We start from the raw sequence: 24,522 nt of genomic DNA, 5'->3' as shown, positions 1-24,522 counted from the left end.
ACCCCTCATGTCTTGAACGAGTCGTTCAGGACCTGGGGTGTCTCGAACGACTCGTTCAAGACACCCCCAGCCCCGCAGCCCTGCGGGATTCACGGCTACCGCCGGCCACAGGAGCTCGCCGGGCGCAGGTAGCCGCGCGGGTCAACCCGCATCACCACACCAGACCTCGACGCTACTGAGAAAACCTCATTGGGGCGCTCGGCCCGGACGTTCAACAGCTTGCGACGCGCGGCACTAAGCGGATGCGGGCAGCAGCGGGCCGGGCGCCGGGAAACGGGCGCACAGCCGCTGGACCTCGGCGCGGACGGCCTCGGCCTCCTCGGCGTCGTCCTTGTTGCGCAGGGCGCGGACGAACGCGTCGGCGACCGTCACCATCTCCGCGTCGCCCATCCCGCGGGTCGTCGGCGCGGGCGTGCCCAGCCGGACACCGCTGGTCCGCTGCGCGGGGAGCGGGTCGTCCGGGATCAGCTGCTTGTTGGTGGCCAGCCCGACCCGTTCGAGCAGCTGCTGGGCCTCCCGTCCCTGCAGGTCGAACGAGGCGACCGTGTTCACCACGATCAGGTGGTTGCCGGTGCCGCCGGTGACCAGCTCCACCCCGTGCTCGAGCAGCCGGCCGGCCAGCGTCCGCGCGTTGGACAAGGTGCGCGCGGCGTACTCGCGGAACTCCGGCTCGGCCGCCTTCTTCAGCGCGACGGCGATCGCCGCGATCGTGTGCATGTGCGGGCCGCCCTGCAGGCCCGGGAACACGCTCTTGTCGATCCGCTTGGCGAACTCGGCCTTGCACAGCACCAGGCCGCCGCGCGGGCCGCGCAGGCTCTTGTGGGTGGTCGTGGTGACCACGTCGAACCCGTGGTCCAGCGGGTTGGGCAGCGCCCCGCCGGCGATCAGGCCGCCGATGTGCGAGACATCGGCCATCGTCAGCGCTCCGACCGAGTCGGCGACGCGTTTGAAGCCGGCGTAGTCCATGTCGCGCGGGTACGAGGAGTGCCCGCACAACACCATCTTCGGACGGACCTTCTCGGCGATGCGCTGGACCTCGTCGAAGTCGATGCGCCCGGCCTCGTCGGCCTTGTACCGGTGGAAGTCGAACACCCGCGCCATGTGCGACACGGGCGAGCCGTGCGTCAGGTGGCCGCCGTGGCTCAGGTCCATCGCGAGGATGGCGTCACCCGGCTCCAGCAGGCCGTAGTACACGACCTGGTTCATGGCGGCGCCGGACAGCGCCTGCACGTTGGCGTGTTCCGCGCCGAACAGTTCGCGGGCGCGGGCGGTGGCCAGCCGTTCGACGGCGTCGGTGTAGGTCTGTCCCCCGTAGTAGCGGTTCCCGGGATACCCCTCGGAGTACTTGTTCGTGAACACGGTGCCCAGTGCGGCCAGCACTTCGGGGTACGTGTAGTTCTCGGACGGGATCAGTTCGAGCTCGGCCTGCTGCCGCCGCTCCTCGCCGAGAATCGCGTCGAAGATCTCCGGGTCGTACTCCTGTAATCGGTCTCGCATCGCTCGCTCTCTGTTTCAGGAAGCCCGGAGAACGCGCTCGGGACGAGTGGCCGGAACGTCGGCACCGGGGCAGGACCAAACTGCGCGGAAAGCCTACCGCAGCCGGTTCGCGCGCCCGGGCGAGCGCCCATCGGCTCCCGCACCCCGTATTTCACCCTTTCGGAGGTTTCGCGGTCAGGTTTCGGCCCGATTCCGATGACATTGTTCGAGTTCGGCCGCGAGCTGGTGCCAGGCCGTGCCGATGACGCGCGCGAGGCGGGCGACCGTCATCCGGCAGTGCGCCGGAACGCTCGTCACCAGCTGGGCGCGCTCGCCGTGACCGAGCAACCGGGCGTCGAACAGCCGCAGCAGGAACCGTCCGGTGTCGGTGAAGCGCAGCGAGGGGTCGACGCGCAGCTGGTTCAGGTCCGACTCCCAATCCGGGGCGGGCCGGGGTGCCGGCACGTCGGGCGTGGGCTTCTTCCGCCGGTGGTGGCCGTTGCGGAGCTTGTCGGGCACGGGGTCGCGGCCGTCCCGCATCCGGTCGCGCACGTCCAATGCGGTCGACGGCGAAATTTTCGCGGCCGTCGCCACCTGCCGCAGGGGCATGTCCGGGTTTTCCCGCAGGAGCCGGGCCGCCCGGACGCGGCCTTCGGCACCGTGCCCGACGGGGCGCCGGCGGCCGTCGCGGCCGAGGCGCGTGTTCGACTGTGCGGAATTCCCAGTCGAACGCACCCGGATCGCGCCGACCGTGCTCCCGGAAAGCCCGGTCACCGCCGCGATCCGGCGATCGGACCAGTACGGGTGCAGTCCGAGGATCCGCGCCGCGGCCGCGGTCCGGTCGGCCAGCGACAGCGGCAGCCCGCTTTGGATGTTGTGCTGCACCGCCAGGACGAACGGATCTTCGTCACCGGCGGCGAAGCACACCCGCACGGTGTCCCGGCCGCGCAGTTCCATGGCCCGCAACCGGTGCATGCCGTCGATCACCCGCATCGTCGGGCGGTGCACGACCACCGGCGGCAGCAGGTCCTCGTCCACCTCGGCCAGCGCACGGACGTGCTCGTGGTCTTCCCCCTGCAGCCGCGGCGAATCCGCCGGCAGCAAGGCGCCGATGGGCAGCCGCAGCATCGTTTCGTCCCGGTTTCCCCCGGGAGGACGGGCCGGCTCCGCGGTGCCGGCCACGTCGGTTTCGAGCACAGACTCGGTTCCCCCGTCGAGAGCGTGCAGCAAGACGTCCCCCTAGGTGAAGATTGCGGCCCGCTCGCCGCCCGTCGCGGCGGGACCACCCAGCCGGACGGTTGATCGACTCCGGCGGCAACCAGGAGTCTAGAGAGACAGCGCGACCCCTGTCGACTCGCCTACCCGGCTAGAACCCGAAAAGCGTAACTGCTCACCGGCCCGGAGCAAGCCGGTCACCGGTGCTCCTCGGCCCACGGCAACAGCTTCCGCTCGAGGAAGGCGAGCCCGTGGAACAACGCGATGCTCATGATCGCCAGCAGGGTCATCGCGGCGAAGGCCAGCGACGTGTCGGCACTGGCGCCGGACTGCACGATGACGAAACCGAGCCCGGCGTCGGCGCCGACGAACTCCGCGATCACCGCGCCGATGACCGCGAGCGAGATCGCCACCTTGAGGCCGACGAAGATCTGCGGCAGGGCGTGGAAGAACCGCAGCTTGAAGAACTCCTGGCGGCGGGAGGAATCCCACGAGCGGAGCAGCTCGACGAGCTCGTGCGGCGTGGACTTCATCCCGGACGCGGTCGAGATGACCACGGGGAAGACGCACACCAGCACGACCAGGACCACCTTCGGTCCCTGGCCGAAGCCGAACCACACCACCAGGATCGGGGCGACGGCGATCTTCGGCACCGCGTTCATCGCGAGCAGAATGGGGTAGAACGTCCGTTCCAGGAGCGGGGAACGGACGATCAGCATCGCGAGCGGCACACCGACCACAATGGACAGTGAGAAACCCTCCACGGTCTCGAGGAGGGTGACCAGGCTCTGGCCGAGCAGGTATCCCGGCAGTTCGAGGAACGACGCGACCACGTCGGCCGGGCTCGGGACGAGGAACCGCTCGATCGAGAAGACGATCGTCACCAGCCACCAGAGGCCGATGAGCGCCAGCACCCCCACGATGGGCAGCACGATTCCCCGGCGCGGCTTGCTCAAGTCCCTTCCTCGCCGGACGGTGCGGTGAGCAGGTCGCGCAGCTCGCGCCCTGCCTGATCGACGTCGGGCCGCCCGGGCTCGCGTGGCCGGGGAACGGCGAGGCCGACGGTCCTGCGGAGCCTGCCGGGACGCGGGGTGAGCACCGCCACCCGGTCGGCGAGCACGACGGCCTCCTCGACGGAGTGCGTCACGAAGACGACGGTCCTGGGCTGCTCCAGCTGGATGCGTTGCAGCTCCCCGGAAAGCTCCGTCCGGGTCAGGGCGTCCAATGCGGAGAACGGTTCGTCCATGAGCATGACCGCCGGAGCGTGGATCAACGACCGGCACAGCGACACACGCTGCTGCATCCCGCCGGAAAGCTCGTGGGGCAACCGCTTCTCGAAGCCGCGCAAGCCGACCAGCTCCAGCAGCTCGTGCGCCCGGTCGCGGTACGGCTTCCGGTCCAGGCCGAAGATCTCGATCGGCAGCATGACGTTCGACAGCACCGACCGCCACGGCAACAGCGCCGGGCGCTGGAACATGACCGAGACGTCGCGACGCGGCTTGGTCACCGGCTCGCCGCCGACGAAGATCCGTCCTGCGGTCGGTGGCAGCAGCCCGGCGATGAGCCGAAGCAACGTCGACTTGCCGCAGCCGGACCGCCCGATGACCGCGACGAACTCGTTCTCGCCCACCTCGAAGTCGATGCCGGCGAGCGCCCGGACCGGTCCGGCCCGGCCGTCGAAGACCTGCGTCACGCCGTCCAGCACGATCACGGCCGGGGCACCAGCCCGAAGGAGACGACGTCGGCGGGGGCGAGCGCACCGGCCGGGATCGCGCCGGCGTCCGTGAGCGTGCCGATGATCTTCCGCACCCGCGCCTCCGCGACCTGGCCGAGCGGGCCGGTGAACCCGGCGGGCCGGACGTAGGACGCCATCAGCCGGATCTCGGCGCCCGCCACCCCCGCGTCCTGGGCCGGCTGGTACTTCTTGAGAGTCGCGCCGAGCTCGCCGGGATGCTCGATCGCGTAGCCGAGCCCCTTGAGCAGCGCCGCGGTGAACCGCCGCACCAGCGCGGGATTCCTGGCGGCGAGCTCCTTCGACGTGACGACCACGTTGCCGTACAGGTCGGGCACCAGGTCGCCGTAGGGCAGCACGACCGCCTTCCGGCCCCGCGCCGCCGCTTCGATGAGCGGCCGGCCGACGACGAACTGCCCGATGCCGTCCACCTGCCCGCTCGCCAGCAGCTGCGGCAGGGCGGGCGGCGCCGCGGGCACGAACCGCACCGAAGCCGGGTCGAGGCCGGCGGCCTTGGCGTAGACGGGGAACATCACCTGGTTCGTCGAGCCCGCCTGATCGGCGATCTTCTTCCCGGCCAGGTCCGCCGGCTTGGTGATGCCGTCGCCCTCGATCGAGATGATCGCGGCGAGGGACCGCTGGTGCACCGCCGCGACGGCGGTCACCGGCAGCTTCTCCTTCGCCACGGTGATCGCGGTGGCGGTGAAGTCCGCCGTACCGACGTCCGCCCGTCCCCCGGCGACCAGCTTGAGCACGTCCACCGTGCCACTGCCCGGCGTGATCGCGACATCGAGCCCGGCTTCGGCGAAGAAGCCCTTCTCCTGGGCCACGTAGGCATAGGCGTCACGGCCGAAGGTGCCGAACGACGTCAGGTAGCCGATCTTGTCCCGGCCGGCGGAAGGTGAGCCGCCGGACCCGCCACACGCCGTGGCGGCCAGCGTGACCGCGAGCAAGACCGCCAGACCAGGCCTCATGACGCCCTCCCCGACGAAGGTGATGGTCCTGTCCCGGTAGCTTCGACCTTCTTCGCGACCACGGACAACCGCTACTCGCATGAACAGCCGGCGGCCGGCCTCGTCTCACGTCTCGGATGCGCCATCCGGGTGAGTTCCCCTTTTCCACCCCGGTGGGGTTGTAGCACCACGCGGTGCCCCGACGACCCGGGAGAGCGCACGCCCACGAACCGCAGATCCACGCATGGAGGAAACGCCGTGTACCAGACACCACCGGGGAGCCGCGAAGTCCCGACCGAACTCGTCGACAGGTGGCTGGTCCGCGCCTGTGAATCGTTGATGAGCACGTGGGACGACGCGAGTGGCAACTTCTGGCGGGACAGCTGGTGCGAGGACGGGGACTCCTCCGACCACGAAACGCAAAGCCCCGAAGCGCTCGGGCGCGGCAAAGGGGCGACGTCGAACAACCGGTCGTTCCAGGCCTTGGTCGCCGCCGCGTACTTCTTCAGCGAGAACGACCTGGTCGCGCACTCCTCGCTCGTCGCGCAGAAGATCCGGACCGCGGTGTGGCGGATGATTTCCGATTACTTCAGCCTGGACCTGGACTTGCTCCGCGGCCACGGGGAAAACCGGGAAAACCCGTTCACCGACGCCCAGCTGCTGTTGTCACTTTCCCTCGCGCTGAGCCCGGTGACGAGTTCGACGTGCCGTTTCGAGCTTCCGGACTCGCTCCGCGGCAAGCTCGTCGGGTACCTCGTCGAGCTGACCGACGCCGTCGGCGGGAAGCTCTCCGAGGAGGGTGTGAAGGTTCACGAGTCGGCCCGCACCCACCACTTCCTGACGCTGCACAGCATTCGCGCGCTCGACGCCGCCGCCCGCACCCTCGCGCACGTCGGCACCGGCGCGGCGCACGGTCGCGACGGCACCTTTCCGCAGGCCCAGCTGCTCAACCGCGTCCGGGACGAGATCGTGCAGCAGCTGGGGCTGCACCTGCTGCCCGCGCCCGGGTTCGACTCCAGCTCGCTCGTCAGCTGCTGCGCGCTGCTGGCGAGGTTCACCGGTGACGCGGACTCGCCCCTGATCGAGCAAGGAGTGGCCGCGCTGGTCAAGGACCAGTCACAGCGCGGCACGTGGACGAGTGCCGGAGTGCTCAGTTTCGGCGGGCGGCGCCTGGTTTACATCCCCAGCGTGGAGCTGAGCCTCGCCCTGTCGACCGTCACCCTCCTGGATCTCCAGGAGTCCGATCTGGGCATCTACACGGCGGCGCTGCCGGCCATGGACGCTTCTTTCCGGTTGGTGCAGAGCTCGTTCGCCAAGCACGAACACGCGACCGGATGGCGCAACGACCGGACGCGCGCCGGGTACGAGATCGAGTCCTGGACCACAGCCGTGGTCCTGCAGTTCCTGCTCGCGTACCGGGAAGCGCTGCGGCTGGCGCGGCAGGAACGGATCCTCAGGAAGTACCGGGCGGCCAGGAGCGCGCCGGAGTTCCGCAGCTTCTGGGCCGACCTGACCTGGCTCGTCCCCCACCAGACCCGCTACCAGGTCCTGCGGGACCGGCAGCTTCCGGAGAGCCGCCTCGAAAGGTTCGCCTCCCTCGTCGATCCCACCCAGGACAACGGCATCGTGACCGGGATCAGGTCGGAAATCCTGGAACCGACCCTCCACAACGTCAACGAGCGACCGGTCGAGACGGCCTCGTTCCTGCTGTACGGGCCACCGGGAACCCGCAAGACCTCGCTCGTCGTCGCCATGGCGCGGGAACTCGACTGGCCCCTGCTCACCCTGTCGCCGCCGGTTTTCCTCCGCAACGGCATCGAGGGTTTCGAAGCCGCCGCGGACGAGATCTTCGAAGACCTGATGCACCTGCGGCGGGCGGTGGTCCTCTTCGACGAGTGCGAGGAGTTCTTCAAGTGGCGCCCCAGCGCGACCACCATCGAGAGCCGGACGGTGGGCGCCTTCATCACCTCCGGCATGCTCCCGAGACTGCAACGGCTGCGGGAGAACCGGTGGATCGTCTTCGTCATCAACAGCAACGCCGAGAAGTTCGAGCTCGACGACGCGGTGACGCGCCGGGGACGCCTCGACAAGGCCGCACGCATCGGTCATCCGGTGCTCGAGGCGCAGCTGCGCTACCTGAAGGCCTGGCGCAGCCGCTCCACCGGAAGGTCACTGGACGCCAAGCACATCGGCTGGTTCACCCAGCACCTGACCAAGGTCGAGGAGGAGATGAGGCCGCACCGGGAAGACCTGGAGCGGCAGATCGTCGAACTGCAGCGGGAGCATCCCGGCCGCGACGACGAGTACCGCCACAAAATGGCCGAGATGGACCAGCGCAGCGCGCAGAAACTGACCAAGGTCGTCACCTTCGGTTCCCTCGACACCCTGGCCGAACGGTGTCTCGGGGAAGGCCTGCGGAGCGGGATCACCAGCTCGAAGACCCTCCGGGAGAACCTCCAGCAGGAGTTCGAACGGTCCGGCCCGGATTCGTTCACCCCGCCCGGCCGGACGAAGTCCTGAAACTGCCGGACCGCCGACGCGGACCGCACTTTACTGCGGCTGAGCGATCCGCCGCCGTACCGTGCGCTCCAGGATTCCCAGGGTGGCCTTGAGCGCCGACTCGGGGACCACCGGGAACGTGAGGTGCCGCTTCCATTCCTCGGCGATCTCCGACCAGTCGTAGTACGACGTGACGCGGGTGCCGCCGTCGGCGGGCTCCAGCCGGTAGCCGTAGATGTGGCGGACGTGCGCGCCGGACCGGCCCTCGACGGTCCAGGCGATCTCCTCGTCCGGGACCAGCTTGGTGATCACCACCTCGACGTCGTACTTGCCGAGCGGGACGTCTCCGAGGGCGGCACGGTCCATGTGCACCACGAACCGGTCCCCCGCCTGCCGCACCCGGGGGCCTTCGGCGGCCATCAGCATTCCCGACGCGTCGATGTCGACATGTCCCGCCGGGTCGGTCAAGACCGCGAACACGGCGTCGGCCGGGGCGGGGACGAGCCGGGAGACCTCGATGCGTTCGGTGCCCGCGAGCGGCGTTTCCGCCGTGGCGGTCAGGACCGCGCGGCCGAGGATGTGGCCGGTCATGACGAAGCCGAGCAGCGCCGGGGTGGCGCCGGCCGGGACGGCGAGCGACTCCGTGTCGAGGGCGTGCACCACGATGACGTAGCGGTGCGGGCCGTGCCCGGGCGGCGGGGCCGCGCCGACGAAACGGGCCTCTCGGGTGTCGCCCGGCAGCTGGAAGGCCCCTTCCGGGAGGCCTGAGCCGGTGTCGTCGCCCGCGCCCTCGGGCAGCTCTGTGACGGTCGCGGGGATGCCGGCGACCGCCCAGTGCCAGAACCCCGACCCGGTGGGGGCGTCGGGGTCGTAGACGGTGACGGCGTAGCTCTTCGTGCCGTCCGGGGCACCGCTCCAGGACAGCTGCGGGGAGACGTCCTTGCCCCCGGGGACGCCGGCGGACCAGTGCTCCAGCGGCAAGGCGGCGCCATCGGTGATCGTGGCGCTGGTGACAGTGAAGGAAGCCGCCTCGGGCAGGCGGGCGAACGGGTCGTTCATGCCATCGACCCTAGCACAGATAATCGATTATCTTCAGAATCGTCTATGCTGTCCGCGTGACCGAGCCGAAGCGGCAAATGCTCTCCGAGCAGGTGTACGCGCACCTGCGGGACGCGATCATGCGCGGGACCCACTCCCCCGGCGAAGCGCTCAAACCGCAGGAGCTCGCCCAGGCACACGGGGTGAGCCTCGCCGTCGTGCGCGAGGCGCTCGTGCGGCTGGTCGGCGACGGCCTCGCCGACCGGCTGCCCAACCGCGGCTTCGCCGTCCCGGCTTTCTCCGACCGCCGCTGGCAGGAGGTCGCCGAGGCCCGCCGGACCGTCGAGCCGCTCGTGCTGCGCCTGTCCGTCGAGCGCGGCGACCTCGACTGGGAAGCCCGCGTGCGGGCCACCCACCACCGGCTGGCCCGCACCCCGCCCTTCGCCGGCGGCGAGGGCCCGCACTACAGCGGCGAATGGGCCGAGGCCCACCGGACCTTCCACCGCACCCTGCTGGAAGGCTGCGGCAACCCGGTCCTCCTGGAGACGTTCGACCGGCTGTGGACCGCGAGCGAGCTGGCGCGCCGCTGGTCCGCGCACCGCACGCCCGGCCGCGACCACCTGGCCGAGCACGCCCTGCTGGAGGAGACGGCGTTGGCGCGTGACGCCGACGCCGCGGCCGAAGCCCTGGTCCGCCACCTCAGCCTGACCACGGAGGCGCTGACCGGCGACCCGGTCCACTGAGGACAGTCCGAGCCGGGCAGAATCGTTTCCCACCGACGTTCGGAGTCCGACCGATGTTCCGTCCTCGTGCCTGGCTCGTCGCCGTCGCCGTTCTGTGCGGTGCGTGTTCGGCAGCCGAGCCGGCCGCCCCGCCCGCGCCCGAGCCGGCCCGGCCCGCGGCGGTCACCCCGCCGCCGGCCAAGGCCGCGTTCGACTACCAGCTCGGCGGCGCCTACCCGCCGGCGGCCGGCGTCCAGGTCGTCAGCCGCGACCACGCCGCGCCGCCCGCTCCCGGGCTCTACAACATCTGCTACGTCAACGCCTTCCAGGCCCAGCCCGGCGCCGAGAGCGAGTGGGGCGACCTCGTGTTGCGCGACGCGAACGGCGAGCTCGTCATCGACGAGGAGTGGCACGAGGCCCTGCTCGACCTGCGCACGCCGGCCAAGCGAGAGCGCGTCGCGGCGAAGGCCGGCGGCTGGATCGACGACTGCGCGGCCAAGGGTTACCGGGCCATCGAACCCGACAACTACGACAGCTACACCCGCTCCCACGGCCTCCTGACCGCCGAGGACGCCCAGGCCTTCGTCCGGCTGCTCTCCACGCACGCCCACGAAAAGGGCCTGGCCATCGCGCAGAAGAACACCGCGGAGCTGGCCGGGCGGCGCGAGGCGAACGGGCTCGACTTCGCCGTCGTCGAAGAATGCGGCGAGCAGGACAACTGTGGCGAGTACACGGCCGCGTTCGGCGACCACGTGATCGTCATCGAGTACACCGACGCCGGCCTGGCCGACGCCTGCGACCGCTGGGGCGGCTCGGTCAGCATCGTCCGCCGGGACCGCGACGTCGTCCCCGCGGGCGCACCCGGCCACGTCCGCGAAACCTGCTGAGGGATGCCGCGGTTCGCGGAAACTCCGCGGCGTCGTCACGACGCTGCGGAAGACCGCGTCGCTCACCGGGCCGATCGCGCAGGGGAAGCCGCGCGTGGTGGGCGCGTCGTACGACCTGGCCACCGGGAAGGTCACGGTGTACTGACCCGGGCTACATCCGCTCGGCGAGCTCGCGGGCGACGTCGACGGCGATCTCCCGGGTCCGGACCGCGAGCGGGGACTCGGTCCGCCCGGCGGGCCGGTACAGGGACAGCTCGCGGCTGGGCGACGGCTTCAGCCGGTGGATGCCGAGGCGGTCGTCGGACCAGGCGTCGTGGGCGTGCAGGGCGAGCCAGGGCAGGACCGCCCAGCCGATGCCCGCCCGCACCATCGACAGGATCGTTTCGTGGCCCGTCGTGCGGAACACGAACCGCGGCTGCGCGCCGGCGCGGGCCAGTGTCCGCTCCAGCCACCGCTGGTGGTGGGTCGGCGGCCAGGCGACCATCGGGACCTCGTCGAGCCGCCGCACCGGGACCGGGTCGCCCGCCACCGCGCCCGCGCCCGTCACCAGGAGGTACGGCTCGTCGAACAGCTTGACGTGCTCGGTGCCGCCGTCGACCGGGCCGTCGTGGAACAGCAGGTCGAGCTCGCCGAGCCGCGGGTCCGCCGGTGTCACGTCGGACAGCCTGATGTCGCAGCCGGGATGTTCGTCCAGCAGCCGGCGGATGACGGCCGGCAGGATCAGGGTCGAGACGCCCGGGAAGGTGCCGATGTCGACGCGGCCGTGGCCCGCCCGGAACCGGTCCACGGCGTCGGTCAGCGCCGCCGCCTTCGTCAGGAGCTCGCGGCCGTGGGCCAGGACCACCTCGCCGAGCGGCGTGATCCGGACCGGCCTCGGCCCACCCGGCCGGTCGAAGACCGGGCCGCCGACGGCCTTCTCGAGCGCGGCGACCTGCTGGCTCACCGACGACTGGGTGTAGCCGAGCCGGGCCGCCGCCTGCCCGAACGTCCCCTCCTCGGCGATGGCGGCCATGGTCCTCAGGTGGCGCAGCTCGAAGTCGGCCATAGCCGCTTAACATAGCCGATGGCGATCGATCCGATCGGAAATCATCGCTTTTCGTGATGGATCCGCGGACTTAGCGTCGATCCCATGACAACTAGCGCAACCGGACTCGTCCGGGCCCTGGCGGCCACGCACTTCGTCGGCCGCGCCGGCGGTGTGGTGCGGCCGTTCCTGGTGCTGTACCTGACTCAGGCGCAGCACCTCTCCCTCGCGGACGCGGGCTCGGTGGTCGCGGCGATCGGCGTGGGTGACATCGGTTCCCAGGTGCTCGGCGGCCGGCTCGTCGACCGGATCGGCCGGCGCAACACCATGCTGGCGGGTTTCGTGGGTGCCGCCGCGGCGCTCACCGCGCTCGGCTCGGCGGACTCGCTGCCCGGGATCTGGGCGGCCGCCCTCGGCGCCGGGCTGACGATCGAGCTGTTCCGCCCGGCCGGGTCGGCCGCGGTGGCCGACCTGCCCGCGCCCGAGCGGATCCGCGCGTTCGGGGTGCTCTACTGGGCGGCCAACCTCGGCTTCTCGGTCGCCACCGTCGCCGCGGGGATCCTCGCCAAGGACGGGTACGGGCTCCTGTTCTGGATCAACGTGCTCTCGTCGCTGGCCGCGGCGCTGATCGTCTGGCGCCGGGTGCCGGAGACCCGGCCGGCGGGCTCGGTGCGGACGCGGCGGGCACTGCTGCCCGCCGTGCTGCGCGACCGGCTGATGCTCGCGATGCTGGCGCTGCACACCGGTTACTTCACGCTGTTCCTGCAGACGTTCACGACATTGCCGCTGCTGATGACAGCCGGCGGTCTCGGCCCGGCGGCCTGCGGCGGCGTGCTGGCGTCGAACGGGATCGCCGTCGTGGTCCTCCAGCCCCTGGCGGTCCGCCTGCTCGCCGACCGCGACGGCACCACGGTTTCGGCCACTTCGATGCTCCTGGTCGGGCTGGGCGCGGGGCTGGGCGCCGTCAGCCACGGCACCGCCGCCTTCGCCGGTTCCGTCCTCGTCTGGACGCTCGGCCAGATCGGGATCGCCGTCCGGTTCGGCGACACCTTCGCCGGCCTCGCCCCGGCCGAGCTGCGGGGCGGGTACCTGGGCCTCGCCTCGGCCAGCTGGAGCGTCGGCGCGGTCCTCGGCCCGCTGGCCGGGAGCGCGCTGCTCGACCTGGCCGGCGGGACCGTCCTCGGCGCGGCCTGCGCGGTCGGCGGGATCGCGCTGTTCGCCGCCCAGCGGGCGCTCGGCCCGGCCCTGCGCCGCCGGAATCCCTGAACGACAACGGAACGGCAGCACCTCCGCACTGATCCACGGGCACCGAGCAACTGGCCGATCTCCCCGAAAGCAACCGATGACACCGCGACGGGTGCCGTGCTAGAAATAGAACGTGTTTCACTTCTGATCGCCGGAGCCGGGAGGTGCACGGGTGAGCGTCCCGACGGTGACCGAGCTCCTGCTGGCCCGGGCCGAGGACGAGCGTCCCGGCCTGCGGTTCGAGGACGAGACGTATTCGTGGGCCGAGCACGTGCGGGCTTGCGCACGCCGCGCGGGCGACCTCCGGCGAACGCTGGACTGGGACCAGCCGCCGCACGTCGGCATCCTGGCCGACAACGTGCCGGAGTTCTCCGTCCTCCTGGGTGCGTGCGCGTTCGCCGGGGCGGTGCTGGTCGGGCTCAACCCGACCCGGCGCGGCGAAGCCCTCGCGCGGGACGTCCGGCTCGCCGACTGCCAGTTCGTGCTCGCCGAACGGAAGTACCAGCCGCTGCTGGCGGGACTGGATCTCGGCGGGATCGGCGTGCGGGACCTGGACTCGTGGCCGTCGGCGGACGCGCCGATCGAGCCCGTCCCCTCCTCCGCCGACGACCTGCTCATGCTGATCTTCACCTCCGGCACCAGCGGCGACCCGAAGGCCGTGCGCTGCACCCACGGCAAGATCGCGTTCCCCGGCGCGATGCTCGCCCAGCGCTTCGGACTGTCCACAGCGGACACCGTGTACGTCACGATGCCCATGTTCCACTCCAACGCCGTCATGGCCGGCTGGGCGGTCGGGCTCGCGGCCGGCGCGAGCATCGCCCTGCGCCGCCGGTTCTCCGCGTCCGGTTTCCTCCCCGACGTGCGGAAATTCGGCGCGACCTACGCCAACTACGTCGGCAAGCCACTGTCCTATGTGGTCGCCACGCCGCCGCGGCCGGACGACGCCGACAACCCGCTGCGTCTGGTGTACGGGAACGAAGGCGCGAGCGCCGACCTCGCGGCGTTCGAGGAACGCTTCGGCTGCAAGGTCATCGACGCGTTCGGCTCCACCGAAGGCGGCGTGGGGTTCTCCCGCACCGACGACACCCCGCCCGGCTCGCTCGGCAGGCCGACCCCCGACGTGGAAATCCTGCACCCGCACACCGGCCGTCCGTGCCCGCCGGCCGAGTTCGACTCCGACGGCCGGCTGCGCAACGCCGAGGAGGCCGTCGGCGAGCTGGTCAACACCGCGGGCGCCGGCTGGTTCGCCGGGTACTACCGCGACCCCGGAGCCGACGCGGAACGGCTGCGCGGCGGCCGGTTCCACACCGGCGATCTCGCCTACGCCGACGCCGGCGGGTTCTGCTACTTCGCCGGCCGGCTCGGCGACTGGCTCCGCGTCGACGGGGAGAACCTCGGCACCGCGCCGATCGAGCGGATCCTGCTGCGGCACCCCGCGATCACCGACGCCGCCGTCTACGCGGTGCCCGACCCGGTGACCGGGGACCAGGTGATGGCCGCGATCGTCACCGACGGCACACCCCTGGACCCCGGCGGGTTCGGCCGTTTCCTCGCCGGCCAGCCCGATCTCGGGCCCAAGCAGGTGCCCAGGTACGTCCGCACGGTCCGGGAGCTGCCGCGGACGTCGACGTTCAAGGTCGTCAAGCGGCGGCTTTCCGCGGAAGGCCTGGACTGCCCCGGCGTGGTCTGGGAGCGCGCGGGGCGGGATATCGCCTATCGGACGCTCCGGACGCCGACGCGCTCGAGGTAGGCCTCGACGGCCGGCAGGCGGCCGGTGATGCCGGCACACCTTCGGATCCGTGGCCGAGCAGGTCCGCTGTGGTCCCTGCCGAACGGTCTACAGCGGACAGGTGCTGCGGTACATCGAGATGCCCGTCGTGTCCGCCACCCACGGGCAAAGGAACTTCTCGTAGCGCGTGTCCTTGTCGAGGGCCAGCTTGAGCCACGGGACCAGCGTACGCATCTCCACCGTGTTCGGCCGGGTCGCGAACAGGTGGTCCACGCCGGCGATCTGCACGTAGGCCTTCTTCAGGGCCGCCGGCAGGGTGGCCCACAGCTGGTCGAGGTAGGCCGGGGTGACGACCGGGTCGCGCTGCCCCGCGATGAACATCGTCGGCACCTGGTCGCCGGCCAGGTTCAGGTTGCCCACCGGGGAGCCGGGCGCCAGCCCGACCGCCGACTTCAGCGACGGGCGCCGCAGCGCCGCGAGCAAGGCGCCCGCCCCGCCCGCCGAATGCCCGAGCACGCCCAGCCTGCTCGCGTCCACCCGGGTGCGCACCGGGCTCTTCTGCGTCAGGTAGTCCAGCGCCGCCAGCAGCTGCGTGGCGCGGGCGTCGGCGCTGTCGGTCCGGCTGTTGGTCTCGATGCCGAGGACGACGAACCCGAAGGACGCCAGCCGCGGGCCCATCCACGCCTCTTCGTCGGCGAACAGGGCGGAGTAACCGGGCACGATCGCGACCGCGCCCCACGTGCCCAGGCTGGTGTCCGTCGGGTAGTAGACGTACCCGCCGTTGAACCCGTTGCCGGGCGGCACTTTCGCCTGCGCCGTCGCGAACGGCCCGTACGGTGCCGCTACGCTCGCCAGGGCCGGGTCCGGCCCCCGCTGGTACGGGTTGGCCGCGGCGGAGGCGGGGGTCACCAGGCCCAGGACCGCCACGGCCGTGGCCACGGCTCGGGAGAGAACGCGTCGCATTGCCTTACCTCCTCGGGTGAACGCGACGGGCGGAAGCCGGTCGCGCTCACCCGAGAGTCCCGGCACCGGCGCGGACGCCACAACTCGACGCTGAAAGTTACCAGCGCCGGTGCCGTACGAAGGCGTCAGTTGATCCGGCGCACGGTCCAGAACTGGTCCGGCGTGTCGATCTCCGTCCAGGAAACCGCCTTCGCCAGGTTCGACGGCGACCCGTTCGTGATCGTGACGAACCGGCCGCTGCCCACGTTCTCGATCAGCGTCCGGTCCCCGCTCGAAACCAGCGTCCACACCTGCTGCGCGTTCCCGGTGTCGACGGCGGTCTGGGTGATCGCCTCGCTGCCCACCGGGTGGGTGTCGGTCAGCGCCAGGCCCGACTTCGCGTTCACGATCCGGTAGCCGCCGTTCGCTGCGACGAAGTGCCAGAGGTGCCATGGCTGGTCGGCGTACCACCACTGGTCGGCTTGCGTGCCCGGCGCCGTGGAACCGCCCGGGATCTCCAGGTACTGGCCCAGCTGGTTCTGGATCGTGAAGTCGCCGGCCGTCAAGTTCGGCAACGCCGTCTGACGCAGGGTCCACCGCTGGTTGCGGCCGTCGGTGTCCGACCACTGGTCCATCGGCGCGCCCGGCGAGGTGGACCAGGCGAGGTCCTCCAGCAGCTTGCCGCTCTTGCGGTTCACCAGCTCGTACGTCCCGTCGGTCTGCCGCACGACGGCCCATTCCTGGGTCGCCGACCCCGGCGAGGGCGTGCGCAGCTCCAGCCACGCGCCGTCCACTGTGGACTCACCGGCGACCGACAGGACGCGGCCCGCGTCGGCCACCATGAAGTACCCACTCGGCTGCCGAGTGAGCACCCACGGCGTGCCCGCGTTCTGCTGGACCACCGAAGTGCCGTTGACACCGAGGTTCAAGCCGGAGTGGTCGTTCGTCAGCGTGTACGTCGCTCCGGTCGAAATACCCGGCGCGACGTGATCGAGGGCGAACTCGACGGTGTTGAGGTAGTTGCTGTCGTGCCAGCCGCCGGTGACCGACATGACGGTGTTGCCGTCCGGCATCACCATCAGGCCGCGGCTGTATCCGCCGGGCGCGTTGGACGCCTGCGACCGCCACTGGGCCGGGTCGCCGCCGGCGGTGTTGACGGCGAGCGCGGTCTGGCCGCCGTCGCTGACCACGATCGTGCCCTGCGGCCCGCCTGCCGGCGTCCAGACGACGAACGGCTGGCAGCACGGCTTGGTGCCGTCGTCGAGGATGATCTGGTGGTCGTCGGCCTGGAGGAACTTCTCCGGGTCGGTGGCGATCCGGTAGTACACCGGGCAGCTGCCCTGCGGGGCGCCGCAGTACTCGTAGGTCATGATCCACCGGCCGCCGGGCAGTTGCGCGACCGTGGCCATGCCGGGCCGGGCGGACTGCGCCGGGTAGGCGACGTCGTCGACGACCGGCCCCCACGTCCGGCCTCGCTCACCGGGCGTCGTGCCTGGTGAGCCGTGTGACTGCGCTGACATGTCTACGCAGTCATACGACGGCCCGTCAAGGACGCGGACGATAACGAATCGCGTGTTCGACGATTCGACGTTGCCACCCAGGCTTGACAAGACCCACTCCGAGCCTCCATGGTTCATTACATGAGTAATGAACCGGCGAACCGCTCCCCGCGGTGGCCGGCGTGAAGGACGACGGGCGGCCGCTCTTCCTCCGGATCGCCGAGCTGATCGAGAACTCGATCGTCGACGGCAGCCTGGCCGCGGACACGCAGGTGCCCTCCACCAACGAGCTGGCGGCCTTCCACCGGATCAACCCGGCGACCGCGGCGAAGGGCATCAACCAGCTCGTCGCCGACGGGATCCTCTACAAGAGACGAGGCATCGGCATGTTCGTCGCCACGGACGCCCGCGCGCAGCTGCTCGAACGGCGGCGCCGGGACTTCGCGCGGCAGTTCCTCGCCCCGATGATGGCGGAGGCGGGCAAGCTCGGCATCGACGCCGAAGAGGTCAAGAAGCTGATCGACGTCTGGGAGCCGCAGCGATGAACGTGGTGCGCACGACCGGGGTGACCAAGCGGTTCGGTGCCCTCGCCGCCCTCGACGGGGTGGACGTGGAGCTCGCCGAGAACACCATTCACGGCCTGCTGGGCCGCAACGGCGCCGGCAAGACCACGCTGATGAAGATCCTCACCGGGCAGGACCGCGAAACGAGCGGCACGGTGGAGGTCTTCGGGCAGCACCCGTACGAGAACGCCGAGGTGCTTTCGCGGGTCTGCTTCATCAAGGAAAGCCAGCACTACCCGGAAAAGTTCCGGGTGAAGCACGCCCTGCGCGCCGCGGAACTGCTCTACCCGGACTGGGACGGCTCCTACGCCGCGGCACTGCTGGCGGACTTCGCCGTCCCGGCCGGACGGCTGCTCGGCAAGCTCTCGCGCGGCCAGCTTTCGGCGGTCGGGGTGATCATCGGGCTGGCTTCGCGGGCGCCGCTGACCCTGTTCGACGAGCCGTACCTCGGCCTCGACGCCGTCGCGCGCCAGCTGTTCTACGACCGGCTGCTCGCCGACTACGCCGAGCACCCGCGCACGATCGTGCTTTCCACGCACCTGATCGACGAGGTCGGCGACCTGATCGAACGCGTCGTGCTGCTCGACCGCGGGAAGGTGCTGATCGACGCCGACGCCGAGTCGCTGCGGGGCGAGGCCGTCGCGGTCACCGGGCCCGCCGACGCCGTCGAGCGGTTCGCCGCCGGATACGAAGAACTGCACCGCGAGCGGGTCGGCAACGCGCTGCGCGTCACCCTCTCAAGGGCGCCGGACCGCTCCGGGGCCGGGCTGGACTTCGAGCCGGTTTCCCTGCAGCAGCTGGTCGTCCGCACCACCCAACGCCACGGCGGGCCGGTCGCCGCCGGGAAGGAACCCCGATGACACGCGTGCTCGACGTCGCGCGGATCCAGCTCGTCAACTGGCCCACCCTGGTGGCCTACCCGCTGGCCATGCCGGCCTTGATGCCCCTCCTGGGCCTGCTCATCGACATCTCCAACGGCGAGACCGCCATCGGCCCGCACGAGAACTACCTGCTGCCGATGCTGCTGGGGGTCGCCGTGACCGGACACCTGCAGACGATGACCCAGGTCTTCCCCTTCGCACTGGGGCTCGGGGTGACCCGGCGGCAGTTCGCCGCGGCCACGGCGCTGGTCGTCACGGCGCAGGCAGCGCTGCTGGGTTCGGTGCTGCTGGCGTTCGACGCCGTCGAGCAGCTGACCGGTGGCTGGGGCCGGGAATCCCGGATCTTCGGGATCGGCGCGCTGCACCAGGACGGCCTGGTGGCGCAGTGGGCTGTCTACACCGGGCCGATCGTCGCCACGTCGGCGATCTGCGTGCTGGCGGGCGCGGTTTTCCAGCGCTGGCGCCAAACCGGGATCTACCTCGCGGTCTTCGGCGGCGCCGCGGTGCTGGCCGCGGCCGGGGCCGTGGTGGCGACGCTGCACTGGTGGCCCTCGATCACGGGTTTCCTCGGCGACCAGTCGTCGCTCACGCTGCTCGCCGCCGTTCCGCTGGTGTTCGCGCTCGCGTCCGGCGGTGCGGCCTGGCTGGTGCTCCGGCGCGCGACGACCTGAGCCCGGCGCCTGAAAGTTTCACACGCTCGGTGGACTCCGGGGAACGGTGACGCAAGAATCGCCGTCAGCCCCAGCGAAGGAGGGCCCCGTGCGTCCTGTCCATCCCGAGTGCCGCGGCCGGGCCCGGCGCCTGTTCGGCGTCGCCCGTGCCGTCGTGCTTTCCGCGGTGCTCGCGCTCACCGCCGTCGTCCTGCCCGGGACCGCGAGCGCCGCCGGGACGATCTGTTCGAGCCAGACCGGGAACAGCAACGGCTACTACTTCTCGTTCTGGACCGCCGGCGGCGGATCGGCCTGCATGACCTTCGGTTCCGGGGGCAACTACAGCACCTCGTGGAGCAACGTCGAGAACTTCGTCGGCGGCACCGGATGGGCCAACGGGAGCCGTATGGCGGTCACCTACTCCGGATCCTTCAACCCCTCGGGCAACGCCTACTTGTCACTCTACGGCTGGACGTCCAACCCGCTCGTCGAGTACTACATCGTCGACAACTGGGGCAGCTACCGGCCGACCGGGACGTACAAGGGCACCGTCACCAGCGACGGCGGCACCTACGACATCTACCAGACGACCCGCTACAACGCGCCGTCGGTCGAAGGCAACAAGACCTTCAACCAGTACTGGAGCGTGCGGCAGCAGCGGCGGACCGGCGGCACCATCACCACCGGCAACCACTTCGACGCCTGGGCCCGCGCCGGGATGCCGTTGGGCAGCTTCAGCTACTACATGATCCTCGCGACCGAGGGCTACCAGAGCAGCGGCAACTCGAACATCGTCCTCGGCGGATCCGGCGGGAACGACGGCACGACGGGCGCCCTGCGCGCCGAGGGCGCGGGCAAGTGCCTCGACGTGCCGAACGCCTCGACGACGCCGGGCGCGCAGCTGCAGATCTACTCCTGCTGGGGCGGCGCCAACCAGACCTGGACCCGCACCTCTTCGGGCCGGCTGACCGCCACCATGAACGGCACCACCCTCTGCCTGGACGCCTACGGCAAGCAGACCAGCCCCGGCACCAAGGTCGAGACCTGGTCTTGCAACGGCGGCACCAACCAGCAGTGGACCTTCAACTCGAACGGCACGGTCACCGGAGTCCAATCAGGACTGTGCCTCGAGGTGACCGGGGGTTCCACGGCCGACGGCGCGCTCGTCGACCTCGGAACCTGCAACGGGCAGAGCAACCAGCGTTGGACCCTCGGGTAACACCTGCCGGGCACCACCGACACCACGGAGATCCGATGTCCTTGCTCCTCCGGCGGCGAGCACGCCTCGCCGCCGCTTCCCTGCTCGCCGCGACGACGACCGCGGCCACGCTCGTCCCGGCCGCGTGGGCGGCCCCGCCGCCCACGGCCGCGACGCCGGTGTACCTCGACACGCACCACAGCTTCGCCGAGCGGGCCGCGGACCTCGTGTCCCGGATGACGCTCGGCGAAAAAGTGCTGCAGCTGCACACCAACAGCGCGCCGGCCATCCCGCGGCTGGGCGTGCAGCAGTACACCTACTGGAGCGAGGGTCAGCACGGGCTCAACACGCTCGGCGCGAACACCGACCACGGCACGGCGACCGGCGGGGTGCACGCCACCAGCTTCCCGACCAACCTGGCGAGCACGATGTCCTGGGACCCGGACCTGATCTACCAGGAGACCACGGCGATCTCCGACGAGGCCCGCGGCATGCTGGACAAGTCGCTGTGGGGCGTGGCGCAGAACAACATCGGCCCCGACAAGAACGGCTACGGCTCCCTGACCTACTGGGCGCCGACGGTGAACCTGGACCGCGACCCCCGGTGGGGCCGCACCGACGAGGGGTTCGGCGAAGACCCGTTCCTGGTCGCGAAGATGGCCGGCGCGTTCGTCAACGGCTACCAGGGCCAGACGCGAGAGGGCCGGCCGATGACGCCGTACCTCAAGGTCGCCGCCACGGCCAAGCACTACGCGCTCAACGACGTCGAGAACGACCGGCACGCGGACTCCTCGGACACCACCGACGCGAACATCCGCGACTACTACACCGCGCAGTTCCGGAGCCTGATCCAGGACGCGCACGTGTCCGGCCTGATGACGTCGTACAACGCGATCAACGGCACGCCGGCACCCGCCAACACGTACACGGCGAACGCGCTCGCCCAGCGCACCTACGGCTTCGACAGGTACACGACGTCCGACTGCGGCGCGGTCGGTGACATCTACGCGCCGGGCAGCCACAACTGGGCGCCGCCGGGCTGGACCACCTCCACCGCCGGCGCGGCGACCCAGTGGACGAACACCGCGACCGGCCAGAAGGTTTCCGGCGCCGCCGGCGGCCAGGCCTACGCGCTGCGCGCGGGCACCCAGCTCAACTGCACCGGCTCCGAAGCCACCCTCGCCAACATCCAGGAAGCCATCAAGGCCGGGGTGCTGTCCGAAGGCGTCCTCGACAACGCGCTCGTGCACGTGTTCACCCTGCGCATGCAGACCGGCGAGTTCGACCCGGCGGGCCGGGTGGCCTACACGAAGATCACCAAGGATCAGATCCAGAGCGCCGAACACCAGGCGCTGGCCGCGAAGGTCGCCGCCAACTCGCTGGTGCTGCTGAAGAACGACGCGGTAGCCGGCACGAGCGCGCCGCTGCTGCCCGCCGATCCGGCGAAGCTCGGCAGCGTGGTCGTCGTCGGCGATCTCGCCGGCAAGGTCACCCTCGGCGGCTACTCCGGCGAACCGGCCGTCCAGGTGAACGCGGTGCAGGGCATCACTTCCGCGGTCAAGGCGGCCAACCCGGGTGCCACGATCACGTTCGACGCGTGCGGCACGTCCACCGGCACGACCACGCCGGCGAGCTGCTCGGCGCAGACCACGGCCGCGATGAAGACGGCCGATCTGGTCGTGGTGTTCGCCGGGACCGACGGCAGCGTGGCCACCGAAGGCCGCGACCGCACCACCATCGCCATGCCCGGCAACTACGACTCGCTGATCGACCAGGTCAAGGCAGTGGGCAACCCGCGGACCGCGCTGGCCGTCCAGGCGGGCGGCGCCGTTTCCCTCGGCCACGCCCAGGGGATCCCGGGCATCGTCTTCAGCGCGTACAACGGCGAAAGCCAGGGCACCGCGCTGGCCGACGTGCTGTTCGGCAAGCAGAATCCCAGCGGGCACCTGAACTTCACCTGGTACGCCGACGACACGCAGCTGCCCGACATCAAGAACTACGGCCTGACGCCGTCGCAGACCGGCGGGATCGGCCGCACCTACCAGTACTTCACCGGCACGCCCGCTTATCCGTTCGGGTACGGCCTTTCCTACACGAAGTTCGCCTACTCGCACGTGCACGCCGACACCCGCGGCGTCGACGCCGACGGGCAGGTCACCGTGCACGTGGACGTCACGAACACCGGCACCACGCCCGGCGCCACCGTCGCGCAGCTGTACGCCGCCACGGCGTTCACCGTGCCCGGAGTGGAACTGCCGCGACAGCGCCTGGCCGGCTTCAAGAAGACGAACGTGCTCGCGCCCGGCCAGACCCAGCACGTGGCGATCCCGGTGCGGATCGGCGATCTGGCGTTCTGGGACGAGGGCAAGCACCGGCAGGTGGTGTACGACGGTGCCTACCGGTTCGGCGTGGGCGCCGACGCCGGCCACCTCGCCGGCACGGCCACGGTGGCCGTCACCGGGCGCATCACCCCGCGGACGCGGTACGTGACCGTGCAGCCCGGCCAGGTGGTGTTCGCGCCGGGAGACAGCCTCGACCTGACCGGCAGGAACCCGTGGATCGCCGACGACACCGCCCAGGCGGCGCAGCACGTGCCCGCCGACCACGTCGTCGAGGCCGTGCGCACCGACCAGTCCTTTGTGGACCTTTCCCGCACGCGGATCGGCTACCGCAGCAGCGACCCGCGGGTCGCCCAGGTGAGCCGGACCGGCAAGGTGACCATGGTGGCACCCGGGGTCGCGACCATCAGCGTCACGGTCGACGGCGTCACCGGCACCACGCCTGTCGTGGTCAAGCAGCCGTTCACGCTCACCGCACCCGGCCAGGTGGAGGCGGGTGGCACCTACGCCGTCACCACCACGCTGCCGAACCCGGCGGGTGCGCGGCCGCTGACCGACGTGACCTTGACCCTCGGCGTGCCCGACGGCTGGACCGCGAAGGCCACCTCGCCGTCGACCTTCCCGACCGTCCCCGCCGGGCAGACCGTCACCACCACCTGGCAGGTCGGCGTGCCGGCCTCGGCGCAGCCGGGCAAGTTCGCCGTGTCGGGGCAGGCCACGTTCACCTCGGTCAACGGGCCGGGGACGTCGGTGGACGCCACCACCGTCGTGCTGCCGCATCCGCCGTACGCGTCGCTGCCCGCGGCGTACAACAACGTCGGCATCAGCGACGACGCCAGCCCCGGCAGCGGCAACTTCGACGGCGGCAACGCCAGCTTCTCCGCCCAGGCGCTGGCGGCCGCGACGCCCAGTCTCACGCCGGGGGCGACGTTCACCCACGACGGGCTGACGTTCACCTGGCCGGACGCGCGGACCGGCAGCCCGGACAACGTGGTCGCCGGCGGGGTGGCGGGTGGCCAGACCATCGAGATCTCCGGCTCCGGGCACACCCTCGGCCTGATCGGCGCCGGCGACTACGGCAGCCCGAGCGGGACCGCGACGGTGACGTACACCGACGGCACCACGGAGTCCCACTCGGTCAGCTTCGCGGACTGGTGGGCCAACGCGGCGACCGGCGGCGACATCCTGACGACGCTCCCGTACCTCAACAACAGCAACGGCCGGCTGGACCAGCGGGTGAGCCTGTACTACGCGCCGATCCCGCTGCAGCCGGGCAAGACGGTGAAGTCCGTGACGCTGCCGGACGTCAGCGACGGCGCCCAGATGGGCACGGCGGCGATGCACATCTTCACCATGGCCATCGGCTGACGTCCGGGGTCGGCCGGGCCGCCGTCGCGATGTCCTGAACGACTCGTTCAGGACGCCGGACGTCCTGAACGAGTCGTTCAGGACGTCCGGCTAACGCCCGTAGGCCGCGGCCAGCCGGTGGTATTCGGCCGGGGTCACCGGCAGGACCGTGCCGTGCCGGGGCTTGCCGGGCAGCCGCGCGTCCGGCACCGGCCGCCAGTCGCCGGAGTCCAGGTCCGTGGTCTCGAACGGCCGGTACCCGGCGCCGCCGTACTCGTCGATGAACAGGTACCACTTCTGCTCGGTGTTCGAGCGGAACACCAGCGGGCCCTCGCCGCCGACGATCGCGTCCTTGCCGATGCACTCCTTCACCAGGTCGTAGCCGCGGCTCAGAAGGGCCTTGGACTTCTCCTCGGTGATGTACCGGCCGCACGGCGTCGAGCCACCACCGCCGGGGCCGCGGTCGTCCTGGGAAAACCGGTAGTACGCGCCGCCGTCCCGGATCACCGTGGAGTCGATCACCGAATGCCCCGGGTCGAACCACGTCTTCGGCTCGCTGAACGTGCGGAAGTCCCGGGTGGTC

Annotated in this window: 20 protein-coding genes and 1 pseudogene; 11 read left to right on the top strand and 10 right to left on the bottom strand. The window is 70.9% G+C overall.

Annotated elements, in window-relative coordinates:
- Positions 1 to 234: 234 nt before the first annotated feature.
- From glyA to AB0G28_RS46045, 5 genes are all read right to left on the bottom strand, one after another.
- The gene (gene glyA, locus AB0G28_RS46065) at positions 235 to 1,497 is read right to left on the bottom strand and encodes a serine hydroxymethyltransferase (RefSeq protein WP_361104831.1); all 1,263 of its coding nucleotides are present in this window, start codon (positions 1,495 to 1,497) and stop codon (positions 235 to 237) included.
- A gap of 174 nt (positions 1,498 to 1,671) precedes the next feature.
- Complete coding sequence (locus tag AB0G28_RS46060) at positions 1,672 to 2,673, bottom strand: ParB/RepB/Spo0J family partition protein (protein ID WP_361104828.1); 1,002 nt, start codon at positions 2,671 to 2,673, stop codon at positions 1,672 to 1,674.
- A 215-nt stretch (positions 2,674 to 2,888) separates the two neighbouring features.
- Complete coding sequence (locus AB0G28_RS46055) at positions 2,889 to 3,647, bottom strand: ABC transporter permease (protein ID WP_361104825.1); 759 nt, start codon at positions 3,645 to 3,647, stop codon at positions 2,889 to 2,891.
- Positions 3,644 to 4,402, bottom strand: a complete 759-nt coding sequence (locus AB0G28_RS46050) for an ABC transporter ATP-binding protein (protein WP_361104822.1) — start codon at positions 4,400 to 4,402, stop codon at positions 3,644 to 3,646. Before AB0G28_RS46050 ends, AB0G28_RS46055 begins: the two co-directional genes overlap by 4 nt.
- Positions 4,399 to 5,397: an ABC transporter substrate-binding protein gene (locus AB0G28_RS46045; protein WP_361104819.1), complete on the bottom strand. Its 999-nt coding sequence runs from the start codon at positions 5,395 to 5,397 to the stop codon at positions 4,399 to 4,401. Before AB0G28_RS46045 ends, AB0G28_RS46050 begins: the two co-directional genes overlap by 4 nt.
- Before the next feature lie 237 nt (positions 5,398 to 5,634).
- Here AB0G28_RS46045 and AB0G28_RS46040 point away from each other — a divergent pair, with 237 nt between their 5' ends.
- Complete coding sequence (locus AB0G28_RS46040) at positions 5,635 to 7,896, top strand: AAA family ATPase (RefSeq protein ID WP_361104816.1); 2,262 nt, start codon at positions 5,635 to 5,637, stop codon at positions 7,894 to 7,896.
- A gap of 30 nt (positions 7,897 to 7,926) precedes the next feature.
- Here the strand turns inward: AB0G28_RS46040 and AB0G28_RS46035 are convergent, their stop codons facing one another.
- On the bottom strand, positions 7,927 to 8,934 hold the full coding sequence (locus tag AB0G28_RS46035) for a YbhB/YbcL family Raf kinase inhibitor-like protein (RefSeq protein WP_361104813.1): 1,008 nt from the start codon (positions 8,932 to 8,934) through the stop codon (positions 7,927 to 7,929).
- A 77-nt stretch (positions 8,935 to 9,011) separates the two neighbouring features.
- Here AB0G28_RS46035 and AB0G28_RS46030 point away from each other — a divergent pair, with 77 nt between their 5' ends.
- Together AB0G28_RS46030 and AB0G28_RS46025 are read left to right on the top strand one after the other, a co-directional pair.
- Positions 9,012 to 9,656 (top strand): GntR family transcriptional regulator, encoded by a 645-nt coding sequence (locus AB0G28_RS46030; protein ID WP_361104836.1) that lies wholly within the window; start codon positions 9,012 to 9,014, stop codon positions 9,654 to 9,656.
- 53 nt (positions 9,657 to 9,709) lie between these two features.
- Positions 9,710 to 10,522 (top strand): endo alpha-1,4 polygalactosaminidase, encoded by an 813-nt coding sequence (locus tag AB0G28_RS46025; protein ID WP_361104810.1) that lies wholly within the window; start codon positions 9,710 to 9,712, stop codon positions 10,520 to 10,522.
- 151 nt (positions 10,523 to 10,673) lie between these two features.
- On the opposite strand, the gene AB0G28_RS46020 is transcribed toward AB0G28_RS46025, so the two are convergent.
- Positions 10,674 to 11,567: a LysR family transcriptional regulator gene (locus AB0G28_RS46020; RefSeq protein WP_361104808.1), complete on the bottom strand. Its 894-nt coding sequence runs from the start codon at positions 11,565 to 11,567 to the stop codon at positions 10,674 to 10,676.
- An 84-nt stretch (positions 11,568 to 11,651) separates the two neighbouring features.
- On the opposite strand from AB0G28_RS46020, the gene AB0G28_RS46015 reads away from it, so the two are divergent.
- Both AB0G28_RS46015 and AB0G28_RS46010 read left to right on the top strand, forming a co-directional pair.
- On the top strand, positions 11,652 to 12,812 hold the full coding sequence (locus tag AB0G28_RS46015) for an MFS transporter (protein ID WP_361104806.1): 1,161 nt from the start codon (positions 11,652 to 11,654) through the stop codon (positions 12,810 to 12,812).
- 151 nt (positions 12,813 to 12,963) lie between these two features.
- Complete coding sequence (locus AB0G28_RS46010; protein WP_361104803.1) at positions 12,964 to 14,541, top strand: long-chain-fatty-acid--CoA ligase; 1,578 nt, start codon at positions 12,964 to 12,966, stop codon at positions 14,539 to 14,541.
- Between the two features lie 87 nt (positions 14,542 to 14,628).
- On the opposite strand, the gene AB0G28_RS46005 is transcribed toward AB0G28_RS46010, so the two are convergent.
- Both AB0G28_RS46005 and AB0G28_RS46000 read right to left on the bottom strand, forming a co-directional pair.
- Positions 14,629 to 15,483 carry a dienelactone hydrolase family protein gene (locus AB0G28_RS46005; protein ID WP_361104800.1) on the bottom strand — a complete coding sequence of 285 codons (855 nt, stop codon included), beginning with the start codon at positions 15,481 to 15,483 and terminating at the stop codon, positions 14,629 to 14,631.
- A 125-nt stretch (positions 15,484 to 15,608) separates the two neighbouring features.
- The gene (locus AB0G28_RS46000; RefSeq protein ID WP_361104797.1) at positions 15,609 to 16,982 is read right to left on the bottom strand and encodes an RICIN domain-containing protein; all 1,374 of its coding nucleotides are present in this window, start codon (positions 16,980 to 16,982) and stop codon (positions 15,609 to 15,611) included.
- A gap of 152 nt (positions 16,983 to 17,134) precedes the next feature.
- Between AB0G28_RS46000 and AB0G28_RS45995 the strand changes: the two genes are divergently transcribed.
- The 6 genes and pseudogenes from AB0G28_RS45995 (at position 17,135) to AB0G28_RS45970 (ending at position 23,960) form a co-directional block, all read left to right on the top strand.
- Positions 17,135 to 17,506, top strand: a complete 372-nt coding sequence (locus AB0G28_RS45995; protein WP_361104794.1) for a GntR family transcriptional regulator — start codon at positions 17,135 to 17,137, stop codon at positions 17,504 to 17,506.
- Positions 17,503 to 18,384, top strand: coding sequence for an ABC transporter ATP-binding protein (locus tag AB0G28_RS45990; protein WP_361104791.1), 882 nt, complete (start codon positions 17,503 to 17,505; stop codon positions 18,382 to 18,384). The genes AB0G28_RS45995 and AB0G28_RS45990 overlap by 4 nt, the downstream gene beginning before the upstream one ends.
- On the top strand, positions 18,381 to 19,076 hold the full coding sequence (locus AB0G28_RS45985) for a hypothetical protein (RefSeq protein WP_361104788.1): 696 nt from the start codon (positions 18,381 to 18,383) through the stop codon (positions 19,074 to 19,076). Before AB0G28_RS45990 ends, AB0G28_RS45985 begins: the two co-directional genes overlap by 4 nt.
- A gap of 220 nt (positions 19,077 to 19,296) precedes the next feature.
- A pseudogene (locus tag AB0G28_RS45980) lies at positions 19,297 to 19,854 on the top strand (glycoside hydrolase family 11 protein); the annotation flags it as partial.
- On the top strand, positions 19,846 to 20,274 hold the full coding sequence (locus AB0G28_RS45975; RefSeq protein WP_361104833.1) for an RICIN domain-containing protein: 429 nt from the start codon (positions 19,846 to 19,848) through the stop codon (positions 20,272 to 20,274). The pseudogene AB0G28_RS45980 and the gene AB0G28_RS45975, both read left to right, overlap by 9 nt.
- A gap of 35 nt (positions 20,275 to 20,309) precedes the next feature.
- Positions 20,310 to 23,960 (top strand): glycoside hydrolase family 3 C-terminal domain-containing protein, encoded by a 3,651-nt coding sequence (locus AB0G28_RS45970; protein WP_361104785.1) that lies wholly within the window; start codon positions 20,310 to 20,312, stop codon positions 23,958 to 23,960.
- 90 nt (positions 23,961 to 24,050) lie between these two features.
- Here the strand turns inward: AB0G28_RS45970 and AB0G28_RS45965 are convergent.
- Positions 24,051 to 24,522, bottom strand: a 472-nt coding sequence (locus AB0G28_RS45965) for a glycoside hydrolase family 43 protein (protein ID WP_361104782.1), incomplete at its 5' end; no start/stop codon positions are given.

This window comes from Amycolatopsis sp. NPDC021455 (genome assembly GCF_040640995.1).
Taxonomy (GTDB): domain Bacteria; phylum Actinomycetota; class Actinomycetes; order Mycobacteriales; family Pseudonocardiaceae; genus Amycolatopsis.
Note: the sequence above shows the minus strand (reverse complement) of the source record. Positions and strands in the feature narration are given on the sequence as shown.

What these genes read in the sequence shown, in the direction of transcription:
- glyA (WP_361104831.1), bottom strand. Translation starts at nt 1,497, where the DNA reads ATGCGAGACCGATTACAGGAGTACGACCCGGAGATCTTCGACGCGATT.
- AB0G28_RS46045 (WP_361104819.1), bottom strand. Translation starts at nt 5,397, where the DNA reads ATGAGGCCTGGTCTGGCGGTCTTGCTCGCGGTCACGCTGGCCGCCACG.
- AB0G28_RS46035 (WP_361104813.1), bottom strand. Translation starts at nt 8,934, where the DNA reads ATGAACGACCCGTTCGCCCGCCTGCCCGAGGCGGCTTCCTTCACTGTC.
- AB0G28_RS46030 (WP_361104836.1), top strand. Translation starts at nt 9,012, where the DNA reads ATGCTCTCCGAGCAGGTGTACGCGCACCTGCGGGACGCGATCATGCGC.
- AB0G28_RS46025 (WP_361104810.1), top strand. Translation starts at nt 9,710, where the DNA reads ATGTTCCGTCCTCGTGCCTGGCTCGTCGCCGTCGCCGTTCTGTGCGGT.
- AB0G28_RS46020 (WP_361104808.1), bottom strand. Translation starts at nt 11,567, where the DNA reads ATGGCCGACTTCGAGCTGCGCCACCTGAGGACCATGGCCGCCATCGCC.
- AB0G28_RS46015 (WP_361104806.1), top strand. Translation starts at nt 11,652, where the DNA reads ATGACAACTAGCGCAACCGGACTCGTCCGGGCCCTGGCGGCCACGCAC.
- AB0G28_RS46005 (WP_361104800.1), bottom strand. Translation starts at nt 15,483, where the DNA reads ATGCGACGCGTTCTCTCCCGAGCCGTGGCCACGGCCGTGGCGGTCCTG.
- AB0G28_RS46000 (WP_361104797.1), bottom strand. Translation starts at nt 16,982, where the DNA reads ATGTCAGCGCAGTCACACGGCTCACCAGGCACGACGCCCGGTGAGCGA.
- AB0G28_RS45990 (WP_361104791.1), top strand. Translation starts at nt 17,503, where the DNA reads ATGAACGTGGTGCGCACGACCGGGGTGACCAAGCGGTTCGGTGCCCTC.
- AB0G28_RS45985 (WP_361104788.1), top strand. Translation starts at nt 18,381, where the DNA reads ATGACACGCGTGCTCGACGTCGCGCGGATCCAGCTCGTCAACTGGCCC.
- AB0G28_RS45970 (WP_361104785.1), top strand. Translation starts at nt 20,310, where the DNA reads ATGTCCTTGCTCCTCCGGCGGCGAGCACGCCTCGCCGCCGCTTCCCTG.